General features: G+C 63.2%; 15 protein-coding genes and 1 CRISPR repeat array (1 of these 16 only partly in view). Of the genes, 6 read left to right on the plus strand and 9 right to left on the minus strand.

What is annotated here, in order from left to right; translation table 11 throughout:
- Window positions 1-98 precede the first annotated feature (98 nt).
- Window positions 99-1,124 carry an SDR family NAD(P)-dependent oxidoreductase gene (locus tag ABD833_RS10500; protein WP_345072850.1) on the plus strand — a complete coding sequence of 342 codons (1,026 nt, stop codon included), beginning with the start codon at window positions 99-101 and terminating at the stop codon, window positions 1,122-1,124.
- Window positions 1,125-1,234: 110 nt separating this feature from the next.
- On the opposite strand, the gene ABD833_RS10505 is transcribed toward ABD833_RS10500, so the two are convergent.
- From ABD833_RS10505 to ABD833_RS10520, 4 genes are all read right to left on the minus strand, one after another.
- Entirely contained in the window at window positions 1,235-1,723 is a 489-nt protein-coding gene (locus ABD833_RS10505; protein WP_345072851.1) for a hypothetical protein, read from the minus strand.
- A 303-nt stretch (window positions 1,724-2,026) separates the two neighbouring features.
- Entirely contained in the window at window positions 2,027-2,857 is an 831-nt protein-coding gene (gene mutM, locus ABD833_RS10510; RefSeq protein WP_345072853.1) for a DNA-formamidopyrimidine glycosylase, read from the minus strand.
- 366 nt (window positions 2,858-3,223) lie between these two features.
- Window positions 3,224-4,126: a PhzF family phenazine biosynthesis protein gene (locus ABD833_RS10515; RefSeq protein WP_345072854.1), complete on the minus strand. Its 903-nt coding sequence runs from the start codon at window positions 4,124-4,126 to the stop codon at window positions 3,224-3,226.
- Window positions 4,127-4,353: 227 nt separating this feature from the next.
- Window positions 4,354-5,226, minus strand: a complete 873-nt coding sequence (locus ABD833_RS10520; RefSeq protein WP_345072855.1) for a M48 family metalloprotease — start codon at window positions 5,224-5,226, stop codon at window positions 4,354-4,356.
- 217 nt (window positions 5,227-5,443) lie between these two features.
- Here ABD833_RS10520 and ABD833_RS10525 point away from each other — a divergent pair, with 217 nt between their 5' ends.
- The gene (locus ABD833_RS10525) at window positions 5,444-7,570 is read left to right on the plus strand and encodes an IPT/TIG domain-containing protein (protein WP_345072856.1); all 2,127 of its coding nucleotides are present in this window, start codon (window positions 5,444-5,446) and stop codon (window positions 7,568-7,570) included.
- 59 nt (window positions 7,571-7,629) lie between these two features.
- On the opposite strand, the gene ABD833_RS10530 is transcribed toward ABD833_RS10525, so the two are convergent.
- Both ABD833_RS10530 and ABD833_RS10535 read right to left on the minus strand, forming a co-directional pair.
- Window positions 7,630-9,429 carry an ABC transporter ATP-binding protein gene (locus ABD833_RS10530; RefSeq protein WP_345072858.1) on the minus strand — a complete coding sequence of 600 codons (1,800 nt, stop codon included), beginning with the start codon at window positions 9,427-9,429 and terminating at the stop codon, window positions 7,630-7,632.
- 172 nt (window positions 9,430-9,601) lie between these two features.
- Window positions 9,602-10,663 carry a chemotaxis protein CheB gene (locus ABD833_RS10535; RefSeq protein ID WP_345072859.1) on the minus strand — a complete coding sequence of 354 codons (1,062 nt, stop codon included), beginning with the start codon at window positions 10,661-10,663 and terminating at the stop codon, window positions 9,602-9,604.
- 282 nt (window positions 10,664-10,945) lie between these two features.
- Here ABD833_RS10535 and ABD833_RS10540 point away from each other — a divergent pair, with 282 nt between their 5' ends.
- A complete protein-coding gene (locus ABD833_RS10540; RefSeq protein ID WP_345072860.1) occupies window positions 10,946-13,981 on the plus strand; it encodes a CheR family methyltransferase in 3,036 nt (1,011 codons plus the stop codon).
- A gap of 83 nt (window positions 13,982-14,064) precedes the next feature.
- Complete coding sequence (locus ABD833_RS10545; RefSeq protein WP_345072861.1) at window positions 14,065-16,395, plus strand: sensor histidine kinase; 2,331 nt, start codon at window positions 14,065-14,067, stop codon at window positions 16,393-16,395.
- 134 nt (window positions 16,396-16,529) lie between these two features.
- On the opposite strand, the gene ABD833_RS10550 is transcribed toward ABD833_RS10545, so the two are convergent.
- The gene (locus tag ABD833_RS10550) at window positions 16,530-18,701 is read right to left on the minus strand and encodes a hypothetical protein (protein ID WP_345072862.1); all 2,172 of its coding nucleotides are present in this window, start codon (window positions 18,699-18,701) and stop codon (window positions 16,530-16,532) included.
- Between the two features lie 418 nt (window positions 18,702-19,119).
- On the opposite strand from ABD833_RS10550, the gene ABD833_RS10555 reads away from it, so the two are divergent.
- Window positions 19,120-19,674: an RNA polymerase sigma factor gene (locus ABD833_RS10555; protein ID WP_345072863.1), complete on the plus strand. Its 555-nt coding sequence runs from the start codon at window positions 19,120-19,122 to the stop codon at window positions 19,672-19,674.
- Between the two features lie 62 nt (window positions 19,675-19,736).
- Here ABD833_RS10555 and ABD833_RS10560 read toward each other — a convergent pair whose 3' ends face one another.
- Together ABD833_RS10560 and ABD833_RS10565 are read right to left on the minus strand one after the other, a co-directional pair.
- Window positions 19,737-20,777 (minus strand): response regulator, encoded by a 1,041-nt coding sequence (locus ABD833_RS10560; RefSeq protein ID WP_345072864.1) that lies wholly within the window; start codon window positions 20,775-20,777, stop codon window positions 19,737-19,739.
- Entirely contained in the window at window positions 20,774-22,774 is a 2,001-nt protein-coding gene (locus tag ABD833_RS10565; protein ID WP_345072865.1) for a sensor histidine kinase, read from the minus strand. Before ABD833_RS10565 ends, ABD833_RS10560 begins: the two co-directional genes overlap by 4 nt.
- A gap of 185 nt (window positions 22,775-22,959) precedes the next feature.
- Here ABD833_RS10565 and ABD833_RS10570 point away from each other — a divergent pair, with 185 nt between their 5' ends.
- On the plus strand, window positions 22,960-24,498 hold the full coding sequence (locus tag ABD833_RS10570) for an aldehyde dehydrogenase family protein (RefSeq protein WP_345072866.1): 1,539 nt from the start codon (window positions 22,960-22,962) through the stop codon (window positions 24,496-24,498).
- 382 nt (window positions 24,499-24,880) lie between these two features.
- Window positions 24,881-26,193: direct repeats of the CRISPR family, unit length 29 nt; unit sequence ATTTCAATTCCACACAGTCCGATTGAAGC (it continues 5,036 nt past the right edge of the window).

The following is a 26,193-nucleotide window of genomic DNA, read 5'->3' on the forward strand; positions in this document are numbered from 1 at the left end:
GCATGAACGACAAGTTGGGGCTATTTCGGATAGACGGCCGGAAAAATCAGGTGGGAGGACGGCGTAACCTTTCCGGGCGGGTTTGCTTACATAGCACTATGAAGCGAGAAACCCGAAACAACTGGCTGGCCGCGGCCGGGGCTGGGGCCCTGCTGGCGGCCGCCACCCTTTTCGTTAACCGCCGCGGCTCCTACGACCTGCGCGGCCGCGTGGTGCTCATCACCGGGGGCTCCCGGGGGCTGGGGCTCATCCTGGCCCGGCAGGCCGTGGCCGAAGGTGCCCGCGTGGCCATCTGCGCCCGCGACGCGGATGAGCTGGAACGCGCCCGGCAGGAACTCTCCGTCCACGGCGCGGAGGTGATGACCCTGGTCCGGGACCTCTCGGACGCCACCGACGTACGCACCCTGGTGGCCGAAGTCGGGCAGCAGCTGGGCCCCATCGACGTGCTCATCAACAACGCCGGCATCATCACGGCCGGCCCGCTCGACCACATGGAAGTGCGCGACTACGAAGAGTCGCTCGACGTGCATTTCTGGGCCCCGCTGCACGCCATGCTGGCCGTGCTGCCCGCCATGCGGCGGCGGGGCGAAGGCAAAATCGTGAACATTGCCTCGGTAGGCGGCAAGGTAGCCGTGCCTCATCTGGTGCCCTATAGCGCCGGCAAGTTTGCGCTGGTAGGCCTCTCGGAAGGCTTCCGCGCCGAGCTGTTGCAGTACGGAATTCAGGTGACCACCGTGTGCCCCGGCCTGATGCGCACCGGCAGCCCCCGCAATGCCATGGTGAAGGGTCAGCACGAAAAAGAGTACGCCGCTTTCAGCATTGCCGACTCGCTGCCGGTCATTTCGATGGATGCCGAAAGCGCCGGCCGCCTGATCTGGAACGCCTGCCGCCGGGGCGACGCCGAGGTTATTCTGGGGCTGCCCGCCAAGCTGCTGGCGGCTTTCCACGGCCTGCTGCCCGGCACCACGGCCAATCTGCTCAGCTGGGCCAACCGCACGTTGCCCGGTCCCACCGACGTCGTGGGCAACGAGCGCCGCCGGGGCTCAGAAAGTGAGTCGGCCCTCACGGACTCCTGGCTCACTACGCTCACGCGGAAAGCCGAGCTGAGGAATAATCAGCGGTAACGTCTCCTCGCTATTCGCCGATTATATGGCCAGGAGCGCGCCAATAGCTCAAAAAAAACCACCCTGCCAGCAAGGCAGGGTGGTTTTTTTTGGGGGTAAACCACAGAAAACTAGTGGGAGTACACGCTCGAAGTAGTTTTGCCGGCCTGAGTGTAGTTCAGGCGCAGGGTGCTACCCGTCAGCTCGGCTACGGCATAATGACGAGCTACATTTTCCTGGGTCACGGTCAGCGAATCCCCGGGCGCGCTGAGCTGCCAGGTGCCGGTCAGCTGCTGCGGGGTCTGAGGATGAATTTTGATTTCCGCTTCGTTGGCGGTGTAGCTGCCTCCGGCGGCGTAGGTGAATACGTTGTCGCGGACCCAGGGCTTGAGGCGGGCCAGCATATCAACGGTGCCAGCCTCCTGGGAGGCAGTGGCCGCAACACTGCTGGTTAAGGCGGCCAGATGCCAGGGGCTGGCCGTCAGCAAGTCGTTTTTAGACTGGGTTAGCGCGGCGGCAGATTCCTGGGTCGCGGGCAGCACCTGATCCAATTCTTTCTGACACGAGGTAAACGACAGGGCGGCAGCAGCCAATCCCAGCAAAAAGGACATTCTCTTCATGACAACAATTAAGGTGAATGAAACAGCACGCAAAAACGCGTAGTAACCATGTGGCATAGGCAATCCACTTTCTTTTCCCAACAACCCCGTATCCTTCCCTGCCCTGACCTTTGAGCGGTGATCCTGCTTCAAAGGTAAAAAACATAATTCAGAATATCGCGGAAAAAGACAATTATTGAAATATTATATTAAGAAAGTTAAACTTGGTAAATCAAACATAAGATTTTGTGTTTCAGTAAACTTGCGCAAATAAAAACCCTTCCCGATAGATTTTGAGAAGGGTTTTGAGAAGATGGATTAGTATTATTTTAATGGGTCGGGAACGGGCTGGCACCGCGGGCAGATATAGGTTGCCCGACCACCAACGTAGCTTTTTGCTATCTCGGTTTTCGAGTGCCGGGGGCAGCAGTGATGCTGCTCCGTGCCTGGGGTGGCCGATGTATCCCACTCCCGGGCATGGATCAGGAAGGACGCCGGGAAACGACGATAAGTAGCCTCATGGGTAATGGCGGTGGTTAGCACCAGCTGAATAGCGGCGTGGATAGCCTTGAACTCCTTGGCCAAAAGCGTATTGCTCCGCCGCTCCGGGTGAATCCTGGCCTGGAACAATACCTCATCAACAATCCAGTTGCCGAGGCCCGCCGTCACGCTTTGGTCGAGCAGCAGCGGCTTGATCATGGATTTCTTCGACCCCAGCACCTGCTGCAGATGCGCGGCCGTTACGTCCAGCGCATCAGGCCCTAGTTTTTTGGCCTGCTGATACTGCGCTACGCTGCCGGTGTGCCGGATCCGGCCAAACTTACGCGGATCGATGAAGGCTACGCGCAGGCCGTCGGCCAGGTGCAGGGCGGCGCGGGTGAAGCGCGGCGCATCGTGGTCGTCGCGGTAGGCGCCCACGTCGCCGGTCATGCCGAAGTGCAGAGCCAGGGCCGTGCCGTTGCTCAGCTCCAGAAAGCAGTTTTTGCCGATGCGGCGGGTGGCGGTTACCTGCTGGCCCACCAGATTGCGGCGCAGCGTGTCCTCATCAGTACCCAGGACGTGCGCGTCGCGCACTTCAAAAGCGGTGATGGGCTGGTGCAGAATGATTTCGTCCAGAAAACGACGGTAGGTTTCGACTTCGGGTAGCTCGGGCACGGGAGAGGCTGAAAAGGAAAAGATGGACTGAGAAGGCCCACTTTGGACTTCTCAATTACTACTCCTAAACAGTAGGGTGCCCTGGGGAGTTGCCGTGGGCTTGTCCTTCCCCACATCTTTTCCAGCGGCTGCAATGAAGCTTTCACGCAGGGTCGCGCAGTGTTAAAGCGCAGTGTCTTGCCGTGTCGTTGCTGAATGGCACTGCGAGACACTGCGCTCTACCCCTGCGGGACCCTGCGGGAAGCACATCCGGGCAAGCCCGCTCAGGATTTGGGTAAGGACAAGAGGAGTTGCCGTAGGCCGGGCTTTTCATGGCTGGAAACCCGGTTGTTTTGCCAGCGAGATGCCGCGCAGAACAGGTAAAGGCTATACCGTCAGCCGGCCTTCCACCACCACCACTCCCGTGCCGCCGATCTGGACTGCTTCAATGGCTTCGCGCGGGCCAACGATGCGTACCTGTACCGCTCCGGCTCGTCCCATCCAATGGCCCTGCTCAGCCACAAAGTCCGGGTTCGGAACGTAACCGTAGTGCCACAGATAGGCCGCCATGCCGCCCGTGGCGGAGCCGGTTACGGGGTCTTCCGCAATATCGGGGGGAGTACCGAAATGGCGGGCAAACGTCTGTCCGGCCGCGGTGGCCCCGCCCAGGCAGAACAGGTGCGGGCTGAAAAAGTCGCTGGCGGCGCGGTAGCGGGCGAAGGCAGCGGTATCGGGAATATGAGCCCGGCGCAGCGCTTCGTGGTCACGCAGCAACAGCATGAGCTGAGGCGTGCCGGTGCTCACGGTCTGGATGACCGAACCAGGGTGCAGGTCGTCGGGCGTGAGCCCGAACAGGGGCAGCACTACGGCCGGGTCGTGGAGGGTGCCGAATACCGGGCGCCGCTGGGTCATCAGCACCTGGGGCCACTCGTTCGGGCTGGCCGGGGCCGCTACGTCCACCCGGATCGGGCCTTCGAGCAGCTCCAGCTGGAGCGTAGTATTGGCCCCTGTCAGAGGGAGGCGACCGGTGTGGAGCAGGGCCGCGACAGTAGCAATAGTAGGGTGACCGGCCAGCGGGATTTCCTCCGCCGGCGTGAAGTAGCGTACCCCAAAGTCAGCCGTAGCCGAGCGGCGCACAAAAGCCGTTTCCGACTGGTTGAACTCCCGCGCCAGTCGCTGCATGACTTCCGGCGTCAGGTCGTCGGCATCGAGCACCACGGCGCAGGGGTTGCCGCCCAGCGCGGTCTGAGTGAAGGCATCGACGAGCAGAAACGGGTAGGAAGCGGGCATGGCGGTGGTTTGAGATTGAGCCGGCAAGGTAGCACGGCCCTACATAACCCAACTCGGTGATACCGGTCAGTCTGAACCGACGAAAGGCGATTTTCCGGGAGTGGTCAGGCCCGCAAATAAGTAAAGCCCTCTACCAATGGTCGGTAGAGGGCTTCAGACGTTGAAAAATGGGTAGTGCTTAACCAGTACTGTCCTGGGCTCTGCTCCCTGCGGCAGTCCCGGAAAGCTTATGACGGATCGGAAAGCAGGCCTACCTGCTGGCCCTGGGGGTTAAATACGCCCCCGCGGGCACTCACGTAGAGGTGGCGCTCCTGACCATCGACCAGAACGTAGGGGAAGCTGGTGTTCGACGAGCGGGTGAGCCGGCCGACCAGTTTTGCCGTCCCGCTATCGGCGTCTACCTTCATCACGTTGAGCCGGTTGGTGAGGTAGTACGACTCGGCGGGGTTGGCCCGGAAGGTGATTTTACCCACTACGCTCAGCGGCTCCGCCGAAGCGGTCCGCTGGGGCGGTCGGCTGGCTAAGGCTACCGGCGCGGCAGAAGGCGCCGTCGTGCGGGAGCTGGCGGCAATCTGGTTGTTGGCCTGCTGCCAGCCTTGGCTGATGGCCGTGAGGCGGTTGGCCCGGCCCGGGTGCGTGAGCGAAGCCGCGTCATCAGAAATGACGGCCATGGCGGCCTGGGATTCGGCCAGGCTGGCCCCCATCTTGCGCAGTACGAAGCCCGAGAACTCGTCGGCCTCCAACTCATCGGCGGGTTTGCTGCCGCCGGCCAGCAGCGTGTGGCCGTTGAGGTGGTGCCCCATTTCGTGGGCCAGAATGCTGATGCCAGCCCAGTCGGTGCGGCCGGCCCGGTTCACGGTAGCCACAAACTGCGGATTGTAGAGCAGGTAGCGGTGCCCGTCGTAGACCACGGCGGCGGCATTCTGGACGGCCGTGGTGGCGCGCAGCTCGAAGCGGGGCTTCAGGCCTACCACATCAGTGATTTCCCGGAGTACGTCGCGGGGGCCCGCGGCCGACTGGGCCGGGGTGCTACCGGTAAGAACGAGCCAGGCGGCCAGCAACAGGCCCGGAGTACGGCGAAAGAGGCGGTTGAGGGGCATTCGGGTATCCTTTTGGTAGGCGAGACGTAAATCAATAACTCGGCCAGAATTCAGCTTTAAACAGCCTGGGCAGCCAAAGACGAGCTTCAGGGGCTAAACGTCAGGGGAGGAGTCTTCGTGCTTTGACGCGCAGGAATGATTGGCCACGGGAGTCACCCGCCCGCTTTTTCGCTTGCTGCTATTTGGCAGCGCATCTCACCTTTTTACGTGCCCGACCATGAAAACGCGTTTACTCCGCTGCTTGCCCGCGCCCTTTGGCGGCGCTGGATTCCTGGTGCTGGTAGTGCTGCTGGGGACCTTGCCCGTAGCGGCTCAGACCGGCTGCCTGCTGCGGCCCGTGCCGCTGCCCGAACGGGTGGCGGCCGCCCCGCTGATAGTGGAAGCCAGCGTGGGCCGGCAGCAGGTGCTGGCCGGGCGGAATGACCACTTGTTCACGGTGAGCGAGCTGACGGTGTACAAGGTATTTCAGGGGCTGCTGCCGGCCGGGGAGCTGCGGCTGGCTGAGCCGGGCGGCACGCTGGGTTTGCGGCGGGAGGAGGTCAGCAGCTCGGCCGGCTTACGGCCGGCCGAGCAGGGTGTGTTTTTACTGGAGCCCGACCCGGCCACCGGCGAAGCGGGTTTGTATCGGCTGCAGGCGGGCCCGCAGGGCGTTATCCGCTACGACCTGACCCGTGGCACGGCCGCGGAGCCTTTTGCCCGCTATGCTTCCATCACCGGAGCGTTGTATCCGGCCCTGCAGCAGCTCACCGGCCAGGCCATCCGCCAGATGCGGCCCAACGAGCTGCTGGACGCGCCCCGGCTGGCCCGGCCCACGGCCGTGCCCATCATTACCAGCTTTACGCCCCAGGCTCTCACCGCCGGCACCGGTTCCGTCCTGACCATCAACGGCAGCAATTTTGGCGCTACGCCGGGCCGCAGCCGCGTGAGCTTTCCGAACGCCGATAACGGCGGCAGCACCTACCTCAGTGCCAACCCCACCGACTACGTGCTGTGGTCCGAGACTCAGATTCAGGTCCGGGTGCCGTCGTTGATTGTAGGAGGCGCCGTTGGGGCCGGCACGGGCAATACGGCCGGCACCGGCATTTTCCGCGTCACAAACAACACCGACGAAACCGGCGACAGTCCCACCGCCCTCACCGTCGTCTACGCCCTCATCAATACGCTGGCGGGCGGCGGCGATACGCCCAATCGGCCGCGGCTCATCAACGACGACGGCCAGGGCGGCTATACGCTGCAATACAGTCCCAGCTTCACGAGCCGGGCCGGCGCGCCCGCGTCGTTCGGGCGGGCCCTGACTACCTGGGCCTGCGCCACGCGCCTGCGCCGGGAAGTCAGCGCCACCGCGGCGGCCGAAGCCACGGCGAGTGACGGCAGCAACGTGGTGCGCTTCGGATCCGCCGGGGAAGTGCCCAGTGGGGTGCTCGGCGTCACCAATGCCTATTACTCCGGCTGCGGCATCAATGGCGAGGTTTTCTTTTCGCTGGTCGAAATGGACTACACGTTCAATACCGGTACCAACTGGCAATTTGGCCCGGCCCTGGCTACCGGGGCGCAGTTCGATTTTGAAACCGTGGCCCTGCACGAGCTGGGCCACGGCACCCAGCTTACCCACCTCATCGACAATGCCGCGGTGATGAACTTCGCCGTGCCCCCGGCAGTAAACAAGCGTACCCTGGATCCGGATAGTGACATTGCCGGGGGTACCGACGTGTTTGCGTTCAGCGCCAGCAACCCCTGCACGGCTTCCTTCCCGGCGCTGAGTCCGCCCCTGGCCGCCGTTATTCCGCCGGACTGCCCAACCGTGCTGCCCGTAGAGCTGGTGGCTTTTGCGGCCACCTACCAGCCGGGGCGGGGCACCCGGCTTACCTGGGCAACCGCCAGCGAAACCAACAGCGCCTTTTTCGCGGTGGAAGCCAATGCCACCCCGGCCCCGGCGAGCTGGACGGAAGTACACCGCGTGCCCGCGGCGGGCAGCAGCAGCGGGCGCCGCACCTACCAGTTCCTGGATGCCACGCCGTTCGTGGGGGTACGCTACTACCGGCTCCGGCAGGTGGATGTCGATGGCCGCACGGAGTACTCCCCGCTGGTGGCGGTGCGCGGCCCGGTCCTGACCCGCCTCGACCTCTACCCGAACCCCGTGGATGATAAGCTTTGGGCGCTGGTGCCGCGGCCCAGCGGCCCCGGCCGGTTAATATTCTACGACCTGGCCGGCCAGGCCGGGCTGCGCCTCCCGCTGGCAGCTGACCAGACCGAGGTCGGGGTTAGTGGTCTGCGTCCCGGCCTGTATCTGGTGGAGTGGACGGATGGCACAACCGTCCGGTGGGGGCGCATGGTGAAAAAGTAGGGGCCGGCGGGGTTGTTTTCGTTTGGCGACGTAGCCGGTCAGGCGCGCTGGGTTTGCAGCTACGCCTTGACCAGCTTTTTGGTGGCGGGCAAAATATCGGCGGCCGGCCGCTCGCCGATCTGCTGGCGCCACATGGCGTAATACAGGCCTTTCTGGGCCAGCAATTCCTCGTGCCGGCCCTGTTCGGCAATGTGGCCGCGCTCCAGGACGAAGATCTTATCGGCGTGCAGGATGGTGCTCAGGCGATGGGCAATGAGGATGGTGATGTGCTGGCGCGAACCCGACAGCTCCCGCACCGTGGTGCTGATTTCTTCCTCCGTCAGCGAATCCAGCGACGACGTGGCTTCGTCGAAAACGAGCAGGGTAGGGCGGCGCAGCAGGGCGCGGGCAATACTGAGCCGCTGCTTTTCGCCGCCCGAAACCTTCACCCCGCCTTCCCCGATAACGGTATCGAGGCCCAGGGGCGCGCGGGCCAGCAACCCATCGGCGGCGGCCTGGTGCAGGGCGTGCAGGCATTCCTGGTCGGTAGCCTGGGGTGCCACGAATAGCAGGTTTTCGCGGATGGTGCCGGCGAAAAGCTGGGTATCCTGGGTCACGAAGCCGATCTGCTCGCGCAGCTGGTCGAGGTCGATCTGATTTTCGGGGATGCCGTTGTAGCAGATCCGGCCGCTGGCGGGCGGGTAGAGCCCCACCAGCAGCTTGACGAGCGTAGTTTTGCCCGAACCCGAAGGCCCCACGAAAGCAATGGTTTCGCCCAGCCTGGTGTCGAACGAAATGCCATCCAGGGCGGCAGTGGAGGCCGACAGGTGCTTGAACCGGACGTCGTCGAAAGCCAGGGTCCGGATCTGCTCAATCATTTGCGGGTTGGCGGGCTTCACGTCCTTGGGTGTGGCCAGGATCAGCTGGAAGTTGGCCAGGGAAGCCTCGGTTTCGCGGTACACGTTGATGATGCTGCCCATTTCCTGCAACGGCCCGAAAATGGCGAAGGAGTAGATGAAGAAGGAGAAGAACTCGCCCACGGTGATGATCTGCTGCACCACCAGGTAGAGCAGCATGAGCAGAATCACGTTGCGCATCAGGTTCACAAACGTGCCCTGCACGAACGACAACGACCGCAGGTAGCGCACCTTCTTCAGCTCCAGCTTCAGTATTTTCCCGGTGGTGGCGCTCAGCCGCTTGGTTTCCTGCTGGGCCAGCCCCAGGCTTTTGATCAGCTCAATATTGCGCAGGCTTTCGGTGGTGGACCCGGCCAGGGCGGTGGTTTCGGCCACGATGGTTTTCTGAATCACCTTGATGCGCTTGCTCAGAAACAAGCTCAGCGACCCTAGAACAGGAATGGTCAGAAAGTACACCGCCGCGATGGGCCAGTACACGCTGATGGCGTACCAGACCACGAAGATGATGCCGACCAGGGAGATGAACAGCACGTTGACGAAGCTCTGGATTAGGCGCTCCACGTCGGTACGGACTTTCTGGAGCTTGCCCAGGGTTTCGCCCGAGCGCTGGTCTTCAAACACCTGGTAGGGCAGCTCCAGGGAATGCCGCAGGCCATCGGAGTACAGCTCGGCCCCGAGGCGCTGGGTGATGACGTTGACGTAGTAATCCTGGAAGTTCTTGGCCACGCGCGACACCATGGCCACGCCCATGGCCTTGAGAATCAGCACGCCCGCACCGCCGGTCAGGAAGGCCCAGAAACCGGCGTGAAACACCGTTTCGCCGGCCTTCACCACGTGGCGGTCGATGATCTGCCGGAAGATGTAGGGGTCGAGCAGGGAAAAAATCTGGTTGATGGCGGCCAGCAGCAGCGCCAGCGCCAGCAGGCCCCGGTAGTGGCGCAGGTAGCTGTAGAGAAGTTTCATAGCGGGCAGAGAGAGGAGCAACAGTAGGAAAGCGGCCCGGCCCGGCGGATGTTTTGCCCGCCCGCCCGGGCGGAAGAGGAAGCCACGAAGCCGGAAAATAAAAAAGCCCCGCCGAAAATTACTTCGGTGGGGCTTCGGCAAACCTTGACACCGGGCGTGCCGCCAGGTCGGTCTACGCTTCGGCCGCTAACTCCAGATCGTCGTCGTCGGGCGTGAGCACCGGGCCGGGAGGTCGCGGGCCGGGGACGGCCGAATTGCTCATTCCGTTCAGCATGAACTCGCGCAGGCGGTTGATATGCTTTTTGATTTCTTCAATCCGCTCCTGTTGCGACCCGTTTGAGCTGCCTTCGCCCCGGATGGCCATGTTGGTGAGCAGCGTTTTGCGCTCCTCCAGCATGCGCAGGGCCACCCACAACGACTCCTCCAGCGACTTCTGCGATTCCTTCAGCAGCGAGTCAGCGGTGAAGGCATGGCCGGTGTGGCAGCGGTAGCGCAGTATCTTCCCGTGCTTCATCTGCCAGAGCGAGCCCCCGCAGTCGGGACAGGTAACGGGCACCGTATGGCCCAGCTGACTTGCTTCTTCGGTAGTGCCGGTTCCCACAACTCTTTCCGCGATAGCGGCCTCCAGCTTAATGTCCTCTGGAACGGGCCAGACCGGTTGGACGTTTTGAAATACCAGTTCTTCGAGCCGGGCCCCCATCAGCGAGATGGGCAGCACGTCATCTATTTCTACGTTGTGCAGCGCACTCTCGGGCATGCCGGGGTACTCCGCATCCGCCGGGTCCTGCACGAGGGCCCGCCCGCCGCAGCGCTTGATAAATTCCAGCCCGGCGGTGCCATCATGGAGCATGCCCGTGAGCACTACGCCAATCACGCGGGTACTATAATACGCCGCCGCCGAGCGAAAAAGCGAGTCGACCGCCGGGCGGTAGTGATTTTCCCGGGGGCCTCTGGTAATAAGAATATGGCCGTCACGGACCAGCAGGTGGCGGTCGGGGGGAGCCAGATAGATGTTGCCCAACTCAATAGGGGTGCCGTCGACGGCCAGCTGACAACGCATGGAGGTGTGCCGGGCCATCCGTTCTACCAGGTGCGCCCCCCACGAATCGGGTGCCAGGTGCTGGACGACCAGCACAGCGGCCGGTAAGGTATTGTTGAGCTGGGCCACCAGCTGGCACAACGCCGGCATTCCGCCGGCCGAGGTGCCAATGACAATGATATGATGATCGTTCATCGCCTAAAGGATAAGGAAGAAGGGAAGAAACAGGACGAGCGTGTTTGTCCCGCGGCCCGAGGTCAACTACGGACAAAGCGGCCTTCGCGGCCGCATTATTTTCCGTAAAAGCGCTTGGGGCCCGCCGCGAGCAGTAGAATGTGGTTAGCTTTGGCTACGCTAAAAAAACTTCCTGGCCCGGCTTGAAGATCCGGAATCGGCGGCGCACCCGCGGTAGTCCGGGCGGCAGTGGGCCCCGGCTGCGCCGCCGAGCAGGTTTCGTCTCCCTCCCTAGTCTTTACCATGTCCACCGCCCCAGTTCCTCCCCCGCCGGCCAACGAGCCCGGCATCCAGATTACCCTCCCCCCCGACGGGCTGCCGGCTGCTTCGGCCGGGGTGGCCCCGCGGAGCCAGAGAGCGCGGCCCCCGGAAAGCGAGTCGGAGAAGCTGACGATTGTGAGCCTGGGCGGCTCGGCGGGCTCGCTGGAAGGATTTGAGCAGTTCTTCCGTCACCTGCCTCCCGGCAGCGGGCTGGTGTTCGTGGTGGTGTCGCATCTGGCCCCCGAGGCGGAATCGGAGCTGCCCCACATCCTGCAGCGCTATACCAGCATGCCGGTAGCGGAGGCCCAAGATGGGATGCGGGTGCGGCGGAACCACGTTTACGTGATACCGCCGGGCAAGGAAATGTCGATTTTGCACAGCACGCTGCTGTTGTTCGTGCCCACCCAGCCGCGGGGCCGGCGGCTGCCCATCGATTTCTTCTACCAGAGCCTGGCCAATGACGCCCGGGAGCGGGCCGTGTGCATTATCTTCTCGGGGATGGGCTCCGATGGCACCATTGGGCTGAAGCTGGTGATGGAAAACTTCGGGATGGTGATGGTGCAGGATCCCGAAACGGCCGAGTACGACAGCATGCCCCGCTCAGCTATTGCCACCGAGTTTGTCGACTACGTGCTGCCCGCGGATGAACTGCCCGCCAAGCTGCTCGAATACGTCAACCAGCCCTTTGCCAACCGCCCCTTCCGCGAAGTAGCCGAGTCGGCGACCAAGCCCGCCCACGCCCTGCAGAAAATCTTTCTGCTGATCCGGGCCCGGACCGGCCACGACTTCAGCCTGTATAAGCGCAACACCGTGTTCCGGCGCATCGAGCGGCGCATGAATGCCCACCAGATCCGCGAGTTCACCCACTACGTGCGCTACCTGCAGGAAAACCCGGCGGAAGTGGAAGCCTTATTCAAGGAGCTGCTGATTGGCGTAACCAAGTTCTTCCGCGACCCGGAAGCCTTTGAGCGGCTGCAGCACCACCTCTTGCCGGTCCTGCGCCTGAAACCCGCCGGCAGCTTCATCCGGGTGTGGGCCCCGGGCTGCTCGACGGGTGAGGAAGCCTATTCGCTGGCGATGACGGTGCTCGAATGCCTCGACCAGCTGGAAGCCGGGCAGGACCATAAGATTCAGCTCTTTGCTACCGATATCAGCGCCGAGGGGATTGAATGGGCCCGCGCCGGCCTGTACTCCGACAGCATCGCGGGGGATGTGAGCCCGGAACGGCTGCAGCGGTTTTTTCAGCGCACTGACGGGGGGTACCAGATCCGCAAGCAGGTCCGCGACGTGGTGGTCTTTGCCCTGCACAACCTCAACAAAGATGCGCCGTTCACCAAGCTCGACCTGCTGTGCTGCCGTAATCTGCTGATCTACCTCTCGACGGAGCTGCAGAAAAACCTGATTCCCGTGTTTCACTACGCCCTGAATCCCGGGGGACTGCTGTTTCTGGGGCCCTCGGAAAACCTGACGGGCTTTCAGGAGCTGTTCCTGTCCCTCGACGTGAAGTGGAAGCTGTCGCGGCGTACCGAGGCTTCGTCCCAGTTCAGTCGCCTCCTCAACTTTCCTTTTTCTCTGGCGCGGCACGCGGCGGCTCCGGCCAGCGCTACCGGTACCATGACCTCTCCCGTACCTGGCAAAGACGGCCCGTTTGCGGCGCTGGTGCAGAAGACCCTGATGCAGGCCTTCTGCCCGCCCGCGGTCCTGATCAACGCCAAAGGCGAAATTCTCTATATCCACGGGCGCACCGGGCGCTACCTGGAGCCGGCTCCGGGGCTGGGGACCATGAACCTGTTTGAAATGGCGCGCGAGGAGCTGAACTTCGAAATCAGCGGGGCCGTGCACCGGGCCACCACCGAGCGCCAGGATGTGACGGTAGAAAACGTGAAGGTGAAAACCGATGCCGGCCACCAGCTGCTGCGCCTCACGGTGAAGTTTCTGAACGAGCCCGAGGGCGTAGCCGGCCTGCTACTGGTCGCCTTCGAGGAAGTGTCCACTCCCCGGAGGGTAAGGTTGGGGAAAGAAAAGCATGAACCGGACCCGGCCCGCGACGGTACGGTAGCCGCGCTGGACAAGGAGCTGCAGCATACCAAGCACCGGCTCTACACGACCATTGAGGAAATGGAAACCAGCCTGGAAGAGCTGAAAAGCGCCAATGAGGAGCTGCAGAGCGCCAACGAGGAGCTGCAAAGCACCAATGAGGAGGCCATGACCAACAAGGAGGAAATGCAGAGCCTCAACGAAGAGCTGATGACGTTGAATACGCAGTACCTGAGTAAGTCGGACGAGCTGAGCCAGGCGGCCAACGACATGAAGAATCTGCTGGATGCCACGGAAATAGCGACTATTTTCCTGGACAACAACATGCTGATTAAGCGCTTCACCCCGCCCGTGGCGCGCATCATCCGGCTGCTGCCCACCGACGTAGGCCGTCCCATCACCCACTTTGCCAGCAATCTGCGCCACGAAAATCTGGCCCGCGACGTGCAGGGGGTCCTCGACCGGCTGGTGAGCCGGGAGGTGAACATTCAAACCCTGGCCGGCGAGTGGTACGTGATGCGCATTCTGCCCTACCGCACCCTGGACAACTACATCAGCGGTACCGTCATCACCTTCACCGACATCTCGGGGCTGAAAAGGCTGGAAGAACAGCTGCAGGCCAGCAGTCACTTCGCGGAGGGCATCGTGGAAACGGTGCGCGAAATGCTCGTGGTGCTCGACGAAGGCCTGCGGGTGGTTAGCGCCAGCTGGTCGTTTACCCGGTATTTCGCGCTGGGGCCAGAGCAAACGAAAGGCCGGCTATTCTGGGAGCTGTCCGGGGGCGGCTGGCAAGGCTCCCAGCTGCGGGGGCAGTTGCAGGCTCTGCTCAGCACCGACGCCAGCGAATTCGACGAGACGGTGGTCGAAGCCGACTTTGTGGGGCTGGGCCGGCGGCGCATGCTGGTTTACGGCCGCCGCCTGCAAAGCGAGGGGCATCCTACCAACCGGATTCTGCTGGGCATAAAAGAGCTGGACAACTAACTGCTGTTTCGCGGTTAGGGCCTGGTACCAGCCGCGGGCTTTCTTTGCTGAGGGCTAACCCGAATCCACAACGCACCAGGCTCATGAGCACTGCTGAACCCTCGTCGTCCGCTGCCCATGCGGCGTTGCTGGAGCTGCGGCGCCGGGCCGAGGCCCGGCGCCTGCTGGTCACGCAGGCGGTTAGCGATACAAGTCCCCAGGACGTCCAGCGGCTGGTACAGGAGCTGCAGGTCCATCAGCTTGAGCTCGAAATGCAGTACGAAGAGCTGCTGCGGGCCCAGGCCGAAACCGAAGCCGTGCGGGCCCAGTACGTGGACCTCTACGACTTTGCTCCGGTCGGGTACTTTACGCTGGATGCCCACGGGCTGATCGGGCAGCTCAACCTGAGCGGGGCCACGCTGCTGGGCGCCGTCCGCCAGCGCCTCATCGGCCACCGTTTTCCGCTGTTCATAGCTCCGGCGGGCCGCGAAGAATTTGCCGGGTTTCTGGCCCGGGTGCTCGCCGCCGGCTCCCGCCAGACCTGCGAGCTGGAAATGCTGCGGGAAGACGGGACTTCCTTCTTTGCCCAGCTCGAAGGGCTGGCCGTGGCGCCCCCCGGCGCCGAGCAGCCCCAGTGCCGGCTGGCCGTCATCGATACCACGGCCCGCCGCGAAACCCGCCAGGCGCTGGCCGCCAGCGAGGCCCGGTTCCGGCAGCTCTTCGAGCAAAGCGCCGATGCCAGCCTGCTGGTACACCACAACGTAGTAGTAGCCTGCAACGCCGCCGCCCTGGGGCTGCTGGGGGCCCGGCAGAAAACGCAGCTGGTGGGCCATTCTCCCTGGGCGCGGGCTTCCCCGCACCACCCCGATGGGAGGCCCAGCCCCGGGTATTTCGCCCAGGCCGTGGCGGTGGCGCAGCACCGGGGCTCCTGGCGGGGCGAGTTTACCCTGTACCGCCTGTCGGGGGAGCTCTGCTGGGTGGAGGCGGTGCTGACCCCGATTACGGTGAGTGGGCAGCTCTTGCTGCACATGACGTGGCGCGACGTGACGGCCCAGCACGAGGCCGCCGAGGAGCTGAGCTACCAAAACCTGCTCATGCAGCGCATGCTCGAAACCATGCCCGTGGTGCTGGCCCGCCTGGAGCCCGATGGCCGCTACGTGGCAGCGGGTGGGCAGGGGCTGCGCAACCTCGGCCTGACCAACGATTCCCTGATCGGGAGGAATGTCCTGGATACTTTCCCCGCCGCCCGGACTCCCGTTGGGCGCCTGCTGGCCGGGGAGCGGGTGGAGTTCGACACGGCGGTGGAGTACGCGGGCCGGCAGATTTACTTTCACGGCTACGGCTTTTTCGATGAGCAGCGCCGGCAGGCCACGCTGCTGGTCATCGACGTGACGGAGGTAGAAGAGCAGAAGCAGCAGCTGCAAACCGAAAAGGAAGTGATTGAAAGCCTGCTCAACAACAGCGTCGACGGAATTATGGCCTTCAACCAGCAGGGCCGGTTTCTGGCCTGGAACCGGGTGCTGGAACAGCGCACCGGCCACCGGGCCGCCGACGTGCTGGGCCGCGACGTCTTCGCGGTATTTCCCGAATGGCAGGCCAAAGCCGAAGGGGAGGCCATCGGGCGGGTACTCCAGGGGCAGCGCGTAACGCGCTATAACCTGCCTTTTCATCCTCAGCCGGGGCACTACGAATCTTACCTGGTACCCCTGCTGGGCCCCGGGAACGAGGTGAACGGCGGCCTGATTCTGATCCGGGACGTAACCGAGCGGGTGGCTCTGGCCGAAGAGTCTACCCGGCTGAAGCTACGCCAGCAGCAGGAAGTGCTGTCGGCCATTCTGACCACTCAGGAAGAGGAGCGCAAACGGATTGCCGAGGCCCTGCACAACGGCGTGGGTCAGCTGCTGTACGCCGCCAAGCTCAACCTGGAAAACCGCTCCGCCGCGGTGTCGCCGTTCCGTACCACGGCCATCAGCCTGCTCAACGACGCCATCCGGGCTACGCGCACTATCTCCTTCGAGCTGACGCCGGGGATTCTGGAGGATTTTGGGCTGAAGATAGCCCTGGAGGAGCTCTGCAAGCGGATTCCCAAGCAGAACCTGCGGTTTCACTTAAACCTGGCCGGACTGGAAAAGCCGCGCCCGCGCCTGATTGAAATTGCCACGTACCGCGTGGTGCAGGAGCTGCTCAACAACATCATCAAGCACGCCCAAGCCAGTGAGGTCTTCATTCACGTCGTGCACGAAGGGCCAGACCTCCACATATCGGTGGAGGACAACGGCGTCGGCATCAGCCCCGCGCACCTGGAGGCTCCGCTCACGGGCATCGGGCTGGCCGGCATCCGCAACCGGATCGACCTGCTGGGTGGGGAGCTCAAGGTAGAGTCGCGCCTGGGCCGCGGCACTATCATCTCGATTGAATTAAGAATTAAGAATTAAGAATTCTGCCGCGGAGCCACCTTTCGATTGAATTAAGAATTAAGAATTAAGAATTAAGAATTCTGCCGCGGAGCCACCCCAGTCGGAAGACCGGCCGTATCAATTCTTAATTCTTAATTCTTAATTCTTAATTATCAAAGCCTTACGCCGATGCCGGGGCCGAGCAGGAAGAACGGCTTGCCGGTGGAAAGCAGGTAGCCCCCGCCCAGGTAGAGCGGGAAGGTGAGCTTGGCTTCGCGGCGGGTGGGGTAGACGGAGCCCAGAATAACCAGGCCCAGGTCCCGGTTGCCGCCGTTTTTGCTCAGGTCGAAAGCATTCAGGGCCACGAAGCCCGCCCCGATCTTGTAGGGCCGCAGGCGGTTGATTTTTTCGGGGTGATAGAAGCTCAGCTGCCCTAGCATGGCCAGGGAAATGCCCCCGAAGGACGTGTAGCTCGCCTCGCCCTTGTACTTGGTCAGCAGGCCGCCGGGGAAGCTCACGTCGATGTCGAATTTGAGGCGGCGCTTCAGCACCAGCTCCAGCTTTTGGGTGAAGCCCGCCTCCTGGTACTGGCTGGGGTTGTGGCGGATGGTGATGCTGATGGTGCTCCAGTCGTCGAGGTCGTAGGTTTTGCGGGCGCTGAGCAGGTTGTTGAGGCTGAGGTTGCCCACCTGGCACTGCTTATCCTGGTAGAAGGCCGCCCGCACCGAGTTGTCGCCGGGACAAATCACCACGTTGTCGAGGGTGCGCATCTCCAGCAGCTCGCCCTTGCTGTTCTGGGTGCGGATGTCGAAGCTCAGGTACTGCTTGCCGTAGAGCTGCTGGTCGGTGTCGAGGCCGTTGGGGTTGAAGCTGAACACTACGTCGGAGATGACGCGGCCATAGAGCACCGGCCCGCTGAGGCGGCTGACGACGCGCGGCCCTTCGCCGAAGTTCACGGCCACGAAGTCGAGCGGGTGGGGCCGCTGAAACTCCTTCACCGTGAGGGCGTAGCCCGTGGGCTGCCCGGCGTTGAAGATCAGGATGCGGCGCTTGTCGATGGTAACCGGGACCTGCACGCGGTACACCACCGCCCGCTCGGTCCGCACGCTGGAGTCGGAGGGAATCACCGTCAGATCCTCGAAGTGCAACCGGGCTTTCTGCAGCGACTCGCCTTCCAGGCGCACGTCCACGGTTTCGCCGGGATTCACGGCCAGGTTCGGACTCCAGTCGCCGCCGCGGTGGCGCACCTGCACGGTGGCAATGCTGGTTTTGGGCGAGATATTGAAGTTGGTGATGTACCTGGGCAGGTCGTTTTCCTTGATGTAGAGGTAGCTATCGGTTTGCCGGTGCGGGTTGTACACGCGCAGCCAGCACAGTACCCGGTCGTTGGTCAGGTACTGGCGCGTGAACAGCTCGGCCATCAGGGCCCCGCCGGCTTCTTCCTGGTCTTCGATGCGGTAAGTGCGCTTCAGCTCGAAGCTGCGGCCATTGTCGAGGATGATTTCCACGCCCTGGCGGCGCGAAAAGTCGTCCAGGGTTAGTTCTTTTTTGTCCACGCTCAGAAAGCGCAGGCGGCTGGCTTTCACCGTGAATTCCTGCCGCAGCGGGGCCAGGGCGTAGCTGAGGCGGCGGCCGTTTTCGACCAGAAAGGGCCGCTCCGTCTGGGGCCGCACCGTGAGCACGCGGGAGCCCGGCACGTTGGGCAGCACGTGCAGCCGCAGCTGCCCGTTTTCCTGGCTGAGCCGGTAGTCGATGTCCTGTCCCCGGGTCCATTCCGCGGAAACCCGCACGTTTTTGGGGTGGTTGCTGGTCAGGTCAAACACCTTTTCTTCCCCGATGAACAGCTCCGTATCGTTGGGGTGCAGCTCCAGGGTGGTGCGCGTCACGGGCAGCAGGGGCACGGTCTGGGTGAGCGCCGGGCGGCCCACGCTGTCCGCGGCCTGGGTGAAGGTGAGCTGCAGAAAGCGCGCCGCCGTCAGGTCGCGGAAGCGGATTTTGGTGCGGTAATACTGGTTGCCCACGGCCGTGAGCGAGTCGAGCAGGATAAAGTCGGCGGAGCGGCGCAGGCGCGGCGGCGCCTGGGGCCGCCACACCCGCGGGTAGATCAGCAGCTCGGCGGTTTCGTCGTCCTGTTGGTAAGGAAAGGTCAGCCGTGCTTCTCCCTGCACCGGCAGCAGCTGGCGGCTCAGCGCGGCGCGGGCGGTATCGGTGCGGATAATAAGCTCGCGCAGCAGGGGCGAGGGCGCCGGAGCAACCTGCGCCTGGGCGGAGAAAGTCAGCAGCAGCAGCAGCAGCGCCACGGGGGCCAGCCGGCGGCAGAAACGAAAGCGAAATAAGAAGCGCAAGATAAAAAAGGAGCAGGACCCCGAAAAACGAACCGCAAAGGTAGGGCCCCCACGCGCAGTCGGAAAAGGAACCGGAGAAAATAGCGCCGCTGGAGCGCCGGCTCAGTGGAATTTCGGCGCGGACTACCCGGGCGGCCCGGCCGCCGGGCACAACGCCGGAGTAAGCTCGTCCGTGGGGAGGCGAAAAATGACTTCGGTCACCGCCCGGACTGACGGGGGTCATTTTATCCTTACAGGTACTCGCCAACCTTTGATTACCGGGTGCGTTCTACCAGGCGCCAGGGGTAACGGCTGAAGACGCAACTGCTTCCGGCCCGTCGCCAACCAGTGGCCAGGCCGTTGTAGCGGTAGTTTTTTCGGTTGATCAACCCTGCTTTTCCCGAGCTATCCGGGCTATCCTAAACTCTGCCAGTACTTTATGTCTTTACCAGCAGCTCTAGTCCTCCGGGCCCCGGAGCAGGAACTTGTCCGGCGCCTGTATGCCCGCGATGAAACGGCCATGACGCTGTTCTACGAGGGCTACGGCAAGGCGCTGCACAACATGATCTGGCGCATTGTAAAGCACGAGGCCATAGCTGAGGATATTCTGCAGGAAAGCATGGTCAAGATCTGGTTTTCCTTTGCCAGCTACGACCCCAACCGGGGGCGCCTGTTCACCTGGGCCCTGAACGTGTGCCGCAACGTGGCCATCGACCACATCCGGACCCAGCGCTACAAGGCGGCGGTGCGTACCGAAGACCTGACGGCCCTGGCCGTCAGGGAGCAGGCGGCGGCCGTCTCATTTCAACCCGAGCACATTGGCCTGCGGGAGCTGGTTGACCAGCTCAGCCCCAACGATCAGCAGCTGATTGACCTGCTGTACTACAACGGTTTCACCCAGGCCGAAGCCGCCGAGGAGCTGGATATTCCGCTGGGCACCGTGAAAACCCGGGCCCGTCGTGCCATCGGGGTGCTGGCCAAGTCAGTCCGCTGATACGGCCGGGGGAGGGGGAAGCGCGGGAGCCACCACTCCGGGCCGCGGCTACAAAACCAGCCTCAGACCCGGATGCGGCGCAGCTTTTCCACGTCGGGAATGCTGATGCGGCCCCCCCGGATATCAATCAGCCGGGCTTCCTTCAGTTTGCTGAGCATCCGGCTGATGGTTTCCTTGGACGCGCCCACTACGGCCGCCAGGTACTCGCGCGATACCAGCAGGTCGGGGGCCGGGGCGTCGGCGTCGGGGTGGTAGAGCTGCTGGTAGCTGAGCAGGGCGTCGGCCAGGCGCTTGCGCACCGAGTGGTAGGCCAACCGGAGCAGCTGCTGCTCCCGGGCCATAAGCTGTTGGGAGAGCCGCGCCGAAAACTGCCGGGCCACGGCTGGCGACCGGATGAGCAGGGTCCGGAATTCCTGGAGCGGAAAAAAGCTGATAACGCACTCTTCGAGCGTGGTGGCGGAGTTGGGGTAGGGCGGGTCCTCCACTACGTTGAGGTGGCCCACGTAGTCGCCCGCGCTGCTCAGGCCGGTCACGTACTCGTTGCCGCCCTCGTCGGTTTTAAACGTTTTGACCTTGCCCTCGTGAATAAAGTAGATGCCCGCCGGCACGTCGCCTTCGCGGTAGAGGAGCGTGCGTTTGCGGTAGGTTTTCTGGCGGTGCTCCGGTGCCAGCAGCGTGTGCAGCTCCCCCAGGCCCGGGGCGGGGTCCGGGGCCGGGTCCCCGCTTCGCGTCGCCGCGAGCTTCTGCAACCGCAGCTCCACGGCCAGCAGCAGCGACTGCCCGTCGAAGGGCTTGGTCAGGTAGTCGTCGGCCCCGGTGTTCATCCCCTTGCGGAAATCCTCCAGGCTGGATTTGGCGGTCAGAAACACGAAGGGAACCCCGGCGGTGGCGGGGTCCTTGCTCAGAATATGGAGTACGCCGTAGCCGTCCAGCCCGGGCATCATGATGTCGCACAGAATCAGATCGGGGCGCTGCTGCCGGGCGGCCAGAATGCCCTGCCTGCCATCGGCGGCCTGCACTACGGCGTAGCCCGCCAGCTCCAGAATCTCGGCCGTGTTTTCCCGCCCCGGGCGGTTGTCCTCAATCAGCAGAATAGTTTTCATAGCGTGGGAGCATGCAGGGGCAGGCGAACGGTGAACTCGGAGCCCACCCCCAGCTCGCTGGTGAACTCCAGCCGGCCACGCATCAGCTCCACGTAGCGGCGCACCATGTACAGTCCCAGCCCGGTGCCCTGAATGTGGGTGGCATTGCGGGCCCGGAAAAAATCGTTGAATACGTACTCCTGATCCTCCACCGGAATGCCGATACCCGCGTCGCGCACCGTTACGCGCAGGGCCGCGGCGTCGGCGTGGGTCAGCAGCCAGATGTCACTGCTCTCGGGCGAGTATTTGCTGGCATTGGAAAGCAGGTTCACCAGAATGTGCTTGAGCAGGTTGCCGTCCAAGGTGACCCGGGCAGCGCCGGGCTCGTAGCGGATGCGCTGCCCCGGCCGCAGGGCGGGGCTCAGCTCGTCGAGCACGTTGTCGATGAAGGCCGCCAGCTCAATCTCGCCGCGTACCACGGGGGCGGGGCCGGCCGGGAGCGAGTTCAGGTGCAGAAAGCCATTCAGGATGCTGGTCAGATCGTGGATGGCGGCCTTGACGCGCTGCACGTGCTTGTGGTGGTTGGGCGCGTCGGCGGCCCCGAAATAGTGTTCCAGCAGCGACGTAGAAGTTAGCATGGTGTTCAGCGGGGTGCGAAACTCGTGCGAGGCCAGGGTTACGAAGTCGGCCTTCATCTGGTGCAGCTCCCGCTCCCGGTCCTGGGCCTGCCGGGCCCGCTGGCTGGCGGCGGCCAGGGCCTCGGCCTGCAGCGCCGCTACGCGCTGCCGCACCCGCGCGGCCGGGGTCACGTCGAGCACAAAGACGAGGATACCGATGACGCGCTGCTGGTCGTCGTGTAGGGGCTGGTAGGTGAGGGCCACGAAGTGCTCCCCCAGCTCGCCGGTAGCGGCGTCGAGCAGCTTCACCCGGATTTCGTCCGACTGAAAGGTTTCGCCGGTCCGGTATACGTGGTCGAGCAGGCCGATAAAGCCTTGGTCCACTACCTCGGGCAGCATTTCCGCCACCGTGCGTCCCAGCGTCACGCGGCCCCCGGCCAGGGCGTCGTAGCCGGGCGTAGAGTAGGAAAAGCGGTGCTCGGGCCCTTCCAGCGTGGCAATGCCGGCCGGCAGCTGGCCCAGAATCTGGCGGAGCTGCTGGTCGCGCAGCCGGAGCTGCTGCTGCGCCTCGCGCAGCTCGTGCACGTCGAGCAGGTAGCCGTGGTGCAGAACCAGCTGCCCGGCCGCGTCCCACTCCGACACGATTTCGGTCTGAAACCAGCGGTAGTGCCCCGCGGCGCCGCGCAGGCGCAGGTCCAGGCGCAGAGGGCGGGCGGCGGCCAGGCTGGCCTGAATTTCCCGGGCCACGGCCAGCTGGTCGTCGGGGTGCAGCCGGGTGCGCCAGGCGGCGTCTACGGCGGCCCAGGGCCCGCCGGCGGGCTGCCCGGTGTAGGCGTACCACTGCGGACTCACGTACGACAGCTGGCCGGCGGCACTCACGGTGAAGGTAATGATGGGCAGGGCTTCGGTGAGCCGGCGCAGGCGCCCGTCGGCGGCCTGTACTTCGCGTTGCAGGGCCGTGGCCTGCTCCCGGAAGCGCACCCGCGCCGTCACGTCGACCAGAAACACCAGGATTCCGGTGGTCCGGCCCTGCCCGTCGCACAGGGGCTCGTAGGTGATGTCGATGTAGAGCTGCCGGCGCTGCCCCGTGGTCTGGTCAACCAGCTCGGCGTAGGTTTCCAGCCCTACCCAGGGCCGGCCCGTTTGGTACACGGTATCCAGCTCGCCAAAGAAGCTTTGGGCTACCAGCTCAGGAATACACTCGCCCAGGGGGTAGCCCAGCCGTCCACGGTGGGCCACCAGCTGGTCGTAGCCCGGATTGATAAAGCTGAAGCGGTGGTCGGGCCCTTCAAAAGTGGCTATCATGGCCGGGCTTTGCCGCAGAATCTGCCGCAGCTGTCGGTTCTGGTCGGCCAGGCGGGCCGCAGCACTAGGGTCGGGAATATCGGCGGCGGGGCCCATGGGCGGGGGGGTGCGGGGTATGGTCTGAGGCTGCTTACCGCATAGGCGGCCCTGGGGTTCCGTTGGGCCGCTCCCCGACCGGTTTTAGCCCTCATTCCGGGTCATGACAAAACCTAATTCAAACCAACCTACTTTTAAGCACAACCTCAACCAACCTCCACCTCTCACCGCTCCTTTTTTACCTTATGTCCAAGATGATTTCGCCCCAGGTGGAGTTCAGCAGCCTGCTGAGCCAGATGAAAACCGCGACGCCGGAAGTATTTTCGGCCGATGGCAAATTCCTGAATCTGCTCGAAGGCCGCTGGCAGGAGTTCGGCACGCCCCGCGAGTTCACCTCGCCCGTAGATGGCACCCAGCTGGGCTGGATGCCCATGCTCAGCCCCGGTACGGCGCTGCGGGCCGTGGTATTTGCCAAGGGCGAAGCTGCCGCCTGGGCCGCCACCGACCTCGACGAGCGGAAAAGCCGGGTGCAGGACTGCCTGAATCAGCTGCGCACCCACGTCGAGCTGACGGGTAAGCTGATCATGTGGGAAATCGGCAAAACCGCCAAGCTGGGCTTCACCGACATCGACCGCGCCATCGAGGGCGTGCAGTGGTACGTGGATAACATCGAAGGCATGCTGGGCCGGCGCACGCCCCTGGGGCTGGTGAGCAACATTGCCTCCTGGAACTACCCGATGTCGGTGCTGCTGCACGCGGTGCTGGTGCAGGTGCTGTGCGGCAATGCCGTCATCGCCAAAACCCCCACCGACGGCGGCTTCATCTCCCTGAGTCTGACGTTCGCCATTGCCCGCCGCTGCGGCCTGCCCGTCACGCTGGTCAGCGGCTCGGGGGGGGAGCTGAGCGACGTGCTGGTCAAGCACGAGGCCATCGACTGCCTCTCGTTCGTGGGCGGGCGCTACAACGGCCGCAACATCGCCGACGCCCTGGCCACCCAGAACAAGCGCTACATGCTGGAAATGGAAGGCGTGAACACCTACGGCATCTGGGACTACTCCGACTGGGCTACGCTGGCCGACCAGCTCAGAAAAGGCTACGACTACGGCAAGCAGCGCTGCACGGCCTACGTGCGCTTCGTGGTGGAGCGCCGCCTGTTTCCGCAGTTTCTGGAAACCTACTGGACCGCGATGCAGGGCCTGAAAGTGGGCAACCCCACGCTCGTGGACCACGCCGACGACCCGCTGCCCGACCTGGCGTTTGGGCCCGTCATCAACGCAGCCCAGGCCGAAGACCTCGACCGGCTCTACGATAATGCCCTCAAAACCGGGGCCACGCCCATCTACGAAGGCCGCCTCGACGAGAGCCTGTTTCTGCCCGGTCAGGACCGCTCGGCCTACCGGGCCCCGCGGGCGCTGGTGAACCTGCCGCGGCAGAGTGAGCTGTACTTCAAGGAGCCCTTCGGCCCCATCGACTCCATCGTGCTGGTCGATCGGGTGGAGGAGCTGGTGGGGGAGATGAACATCAGCAACGGCGCCCTGGTGGCGGCCGTGGCCTCCGACGATGTGAAATGGGCCGCGCGTACGGCCCGGGAAGTGCGGGCCTTTAAAGTAGGCGTGAACAAGCTCCGCTCCCGCGGCGACCGGGAGGAGGTGTTCGGCGGCCTGGGCGAGTCCTGGAAAGGCGCTTTCGTGGGCGGGGCCCTGCTGGTCGAAGCCGTAACCGAAGGCGACAAAGTGGTGCGCGGCAACTTCGCCGACGCGCTGCTGCTGCCGGAAAAGATCTAGTCCGCGCCGTCTGGCTCGGCCCCTGCCGTTCTGCCGGATGCCTCACCCCCCGGCCCCCTCTCCAAAGGGCGAGGGGGAGCCAGACGTGCACAGAATTGGGGACTGAGCTGATGCCACACCGTCCGATTGAAGCGCTGGTCCCCTGAATAAAGGCCCGCCGTGTTCCAGCAATTTCAATTCCACACCGTCCGATTGAAGCAGTTTTTATAGCGGTTTCGCGAACGGTGTGGCTGCCGGTCCGGCGGCTATCAGCCGTCGGGCCGGTCGTCGTTGGCCCGGGCCGTTCAACGTCCGCTCCCAGCGACCAGTCCAGAGCAGCGAGCACTAAATATACTGTTCACGAAACTGCTATAGATGGGGGTATTTACATAGTCGACAAGGCATTTCAATTCCACACAGTCCGCTTGAAACACGCCCCAACCTGCATCAGGTTGGGGCTTTTTGTGATTTCAATTCCACACAGTCCGCTTGAAGCTCTAACCGCATTGACGACCTGCACCCCGACCTGGTTCATTTCAATTCCACACAGTCCGATTGAAGCACGGGCGCCGCGGTGGGTGTAACCGGGCCCGTTGCGATTTCAATTCCACACAGTCCGATTGAAGCCGGTGCAACAGGTGCATATCTGAACGAAACGCAATTATTTCAATTCCACACAGTCCGATTGAAGCCCTTCCACGAGCAGATATAGCCGTGTTTGCCGATGTAATTTCAATTCCACACAGTCCGATTGAAGCACGGGCACGATGGAGTATTTCGGCTACGCCCCCACCATTTCAATTCCACACAGTCCGATTGAAGCAATGCCGATCACGCCAACAAGGCCACCGATAAGCCAATTTCAATTCCACACAGTCCGATTGAAGCCGGCCCTGCGCACCCGCGACAACGTGAGCCCCAAGCAATTTCAATTCCACACAGTCCGATTGAAGCCGGGCGTGTCGAGGCGGGCCCGGATGCCGGGGTAGATATTTCAATTCCACACAGTCCGATTGAAGCGATGCATGGACGGCTCCAGTCTCCGCGAAGGGCGCAATTTCAATTCCACACAGTCCGATTGAAGCTGCCCGGTCTGAGCGCCCGCCTGCGGGTGGTCTACGAATTTCAATTCCACACAGTCCGATTGAAGCGGCGGCCTTAGCCTCGGTGTACACCCGAGCCAGGTCAATTTCAATTCCACACAGTCCGATTGAAGCGGAGCATATCCAGACCGACCGGCACGGGCAGCAGTATTTCAATTCCACACAGTCCGATTGAAGCGCGTTGGTCGCAGTGGTGGACTCGTTTGGTTGCGCTTATTTCAATTCCACACAGTCCGATTGAAGCGCGGTTCTCAATGAAGTCAATGCGGTGCCGGCCCGATTTCAATTCCACACAGTCCGATTGAAGCAGGTATCCAACAGCCAAAGGTCGCCACGGCGTTCCGATTTCAATTCCACACAGTCCGATTGAAGCCCGGGTTCTTGAAGTGGTTGAAGGTATTCCCGCAGCGATTTCAATTCCACACAGTCCGATTGAAGCCCGGCTACCCGGTGGACTTCCTGCTGCGCTACACCCTATTTCAATTCCACACAGTCCGATTGAAGCCGCCTACAAAAACCGGTACAGCAGCTATTTCCCCGAAATTTCAATTCCACACAGTCCGATTGAAGCGCCTTCTACGCCCTGCCGCCCCTTTCCCGCACCGCGATTTCA

This window comes from Hymenobacter fastidiosus (assembly GCF_039539565.1).
GTDB classification, from domain to species: domain Bacteria; phylum Bacteroidota; class Bacteroidia; order Cytophagales; family Hymenobacteraceae; genus Hymenobacter; species Hymenobacter fastidiosus.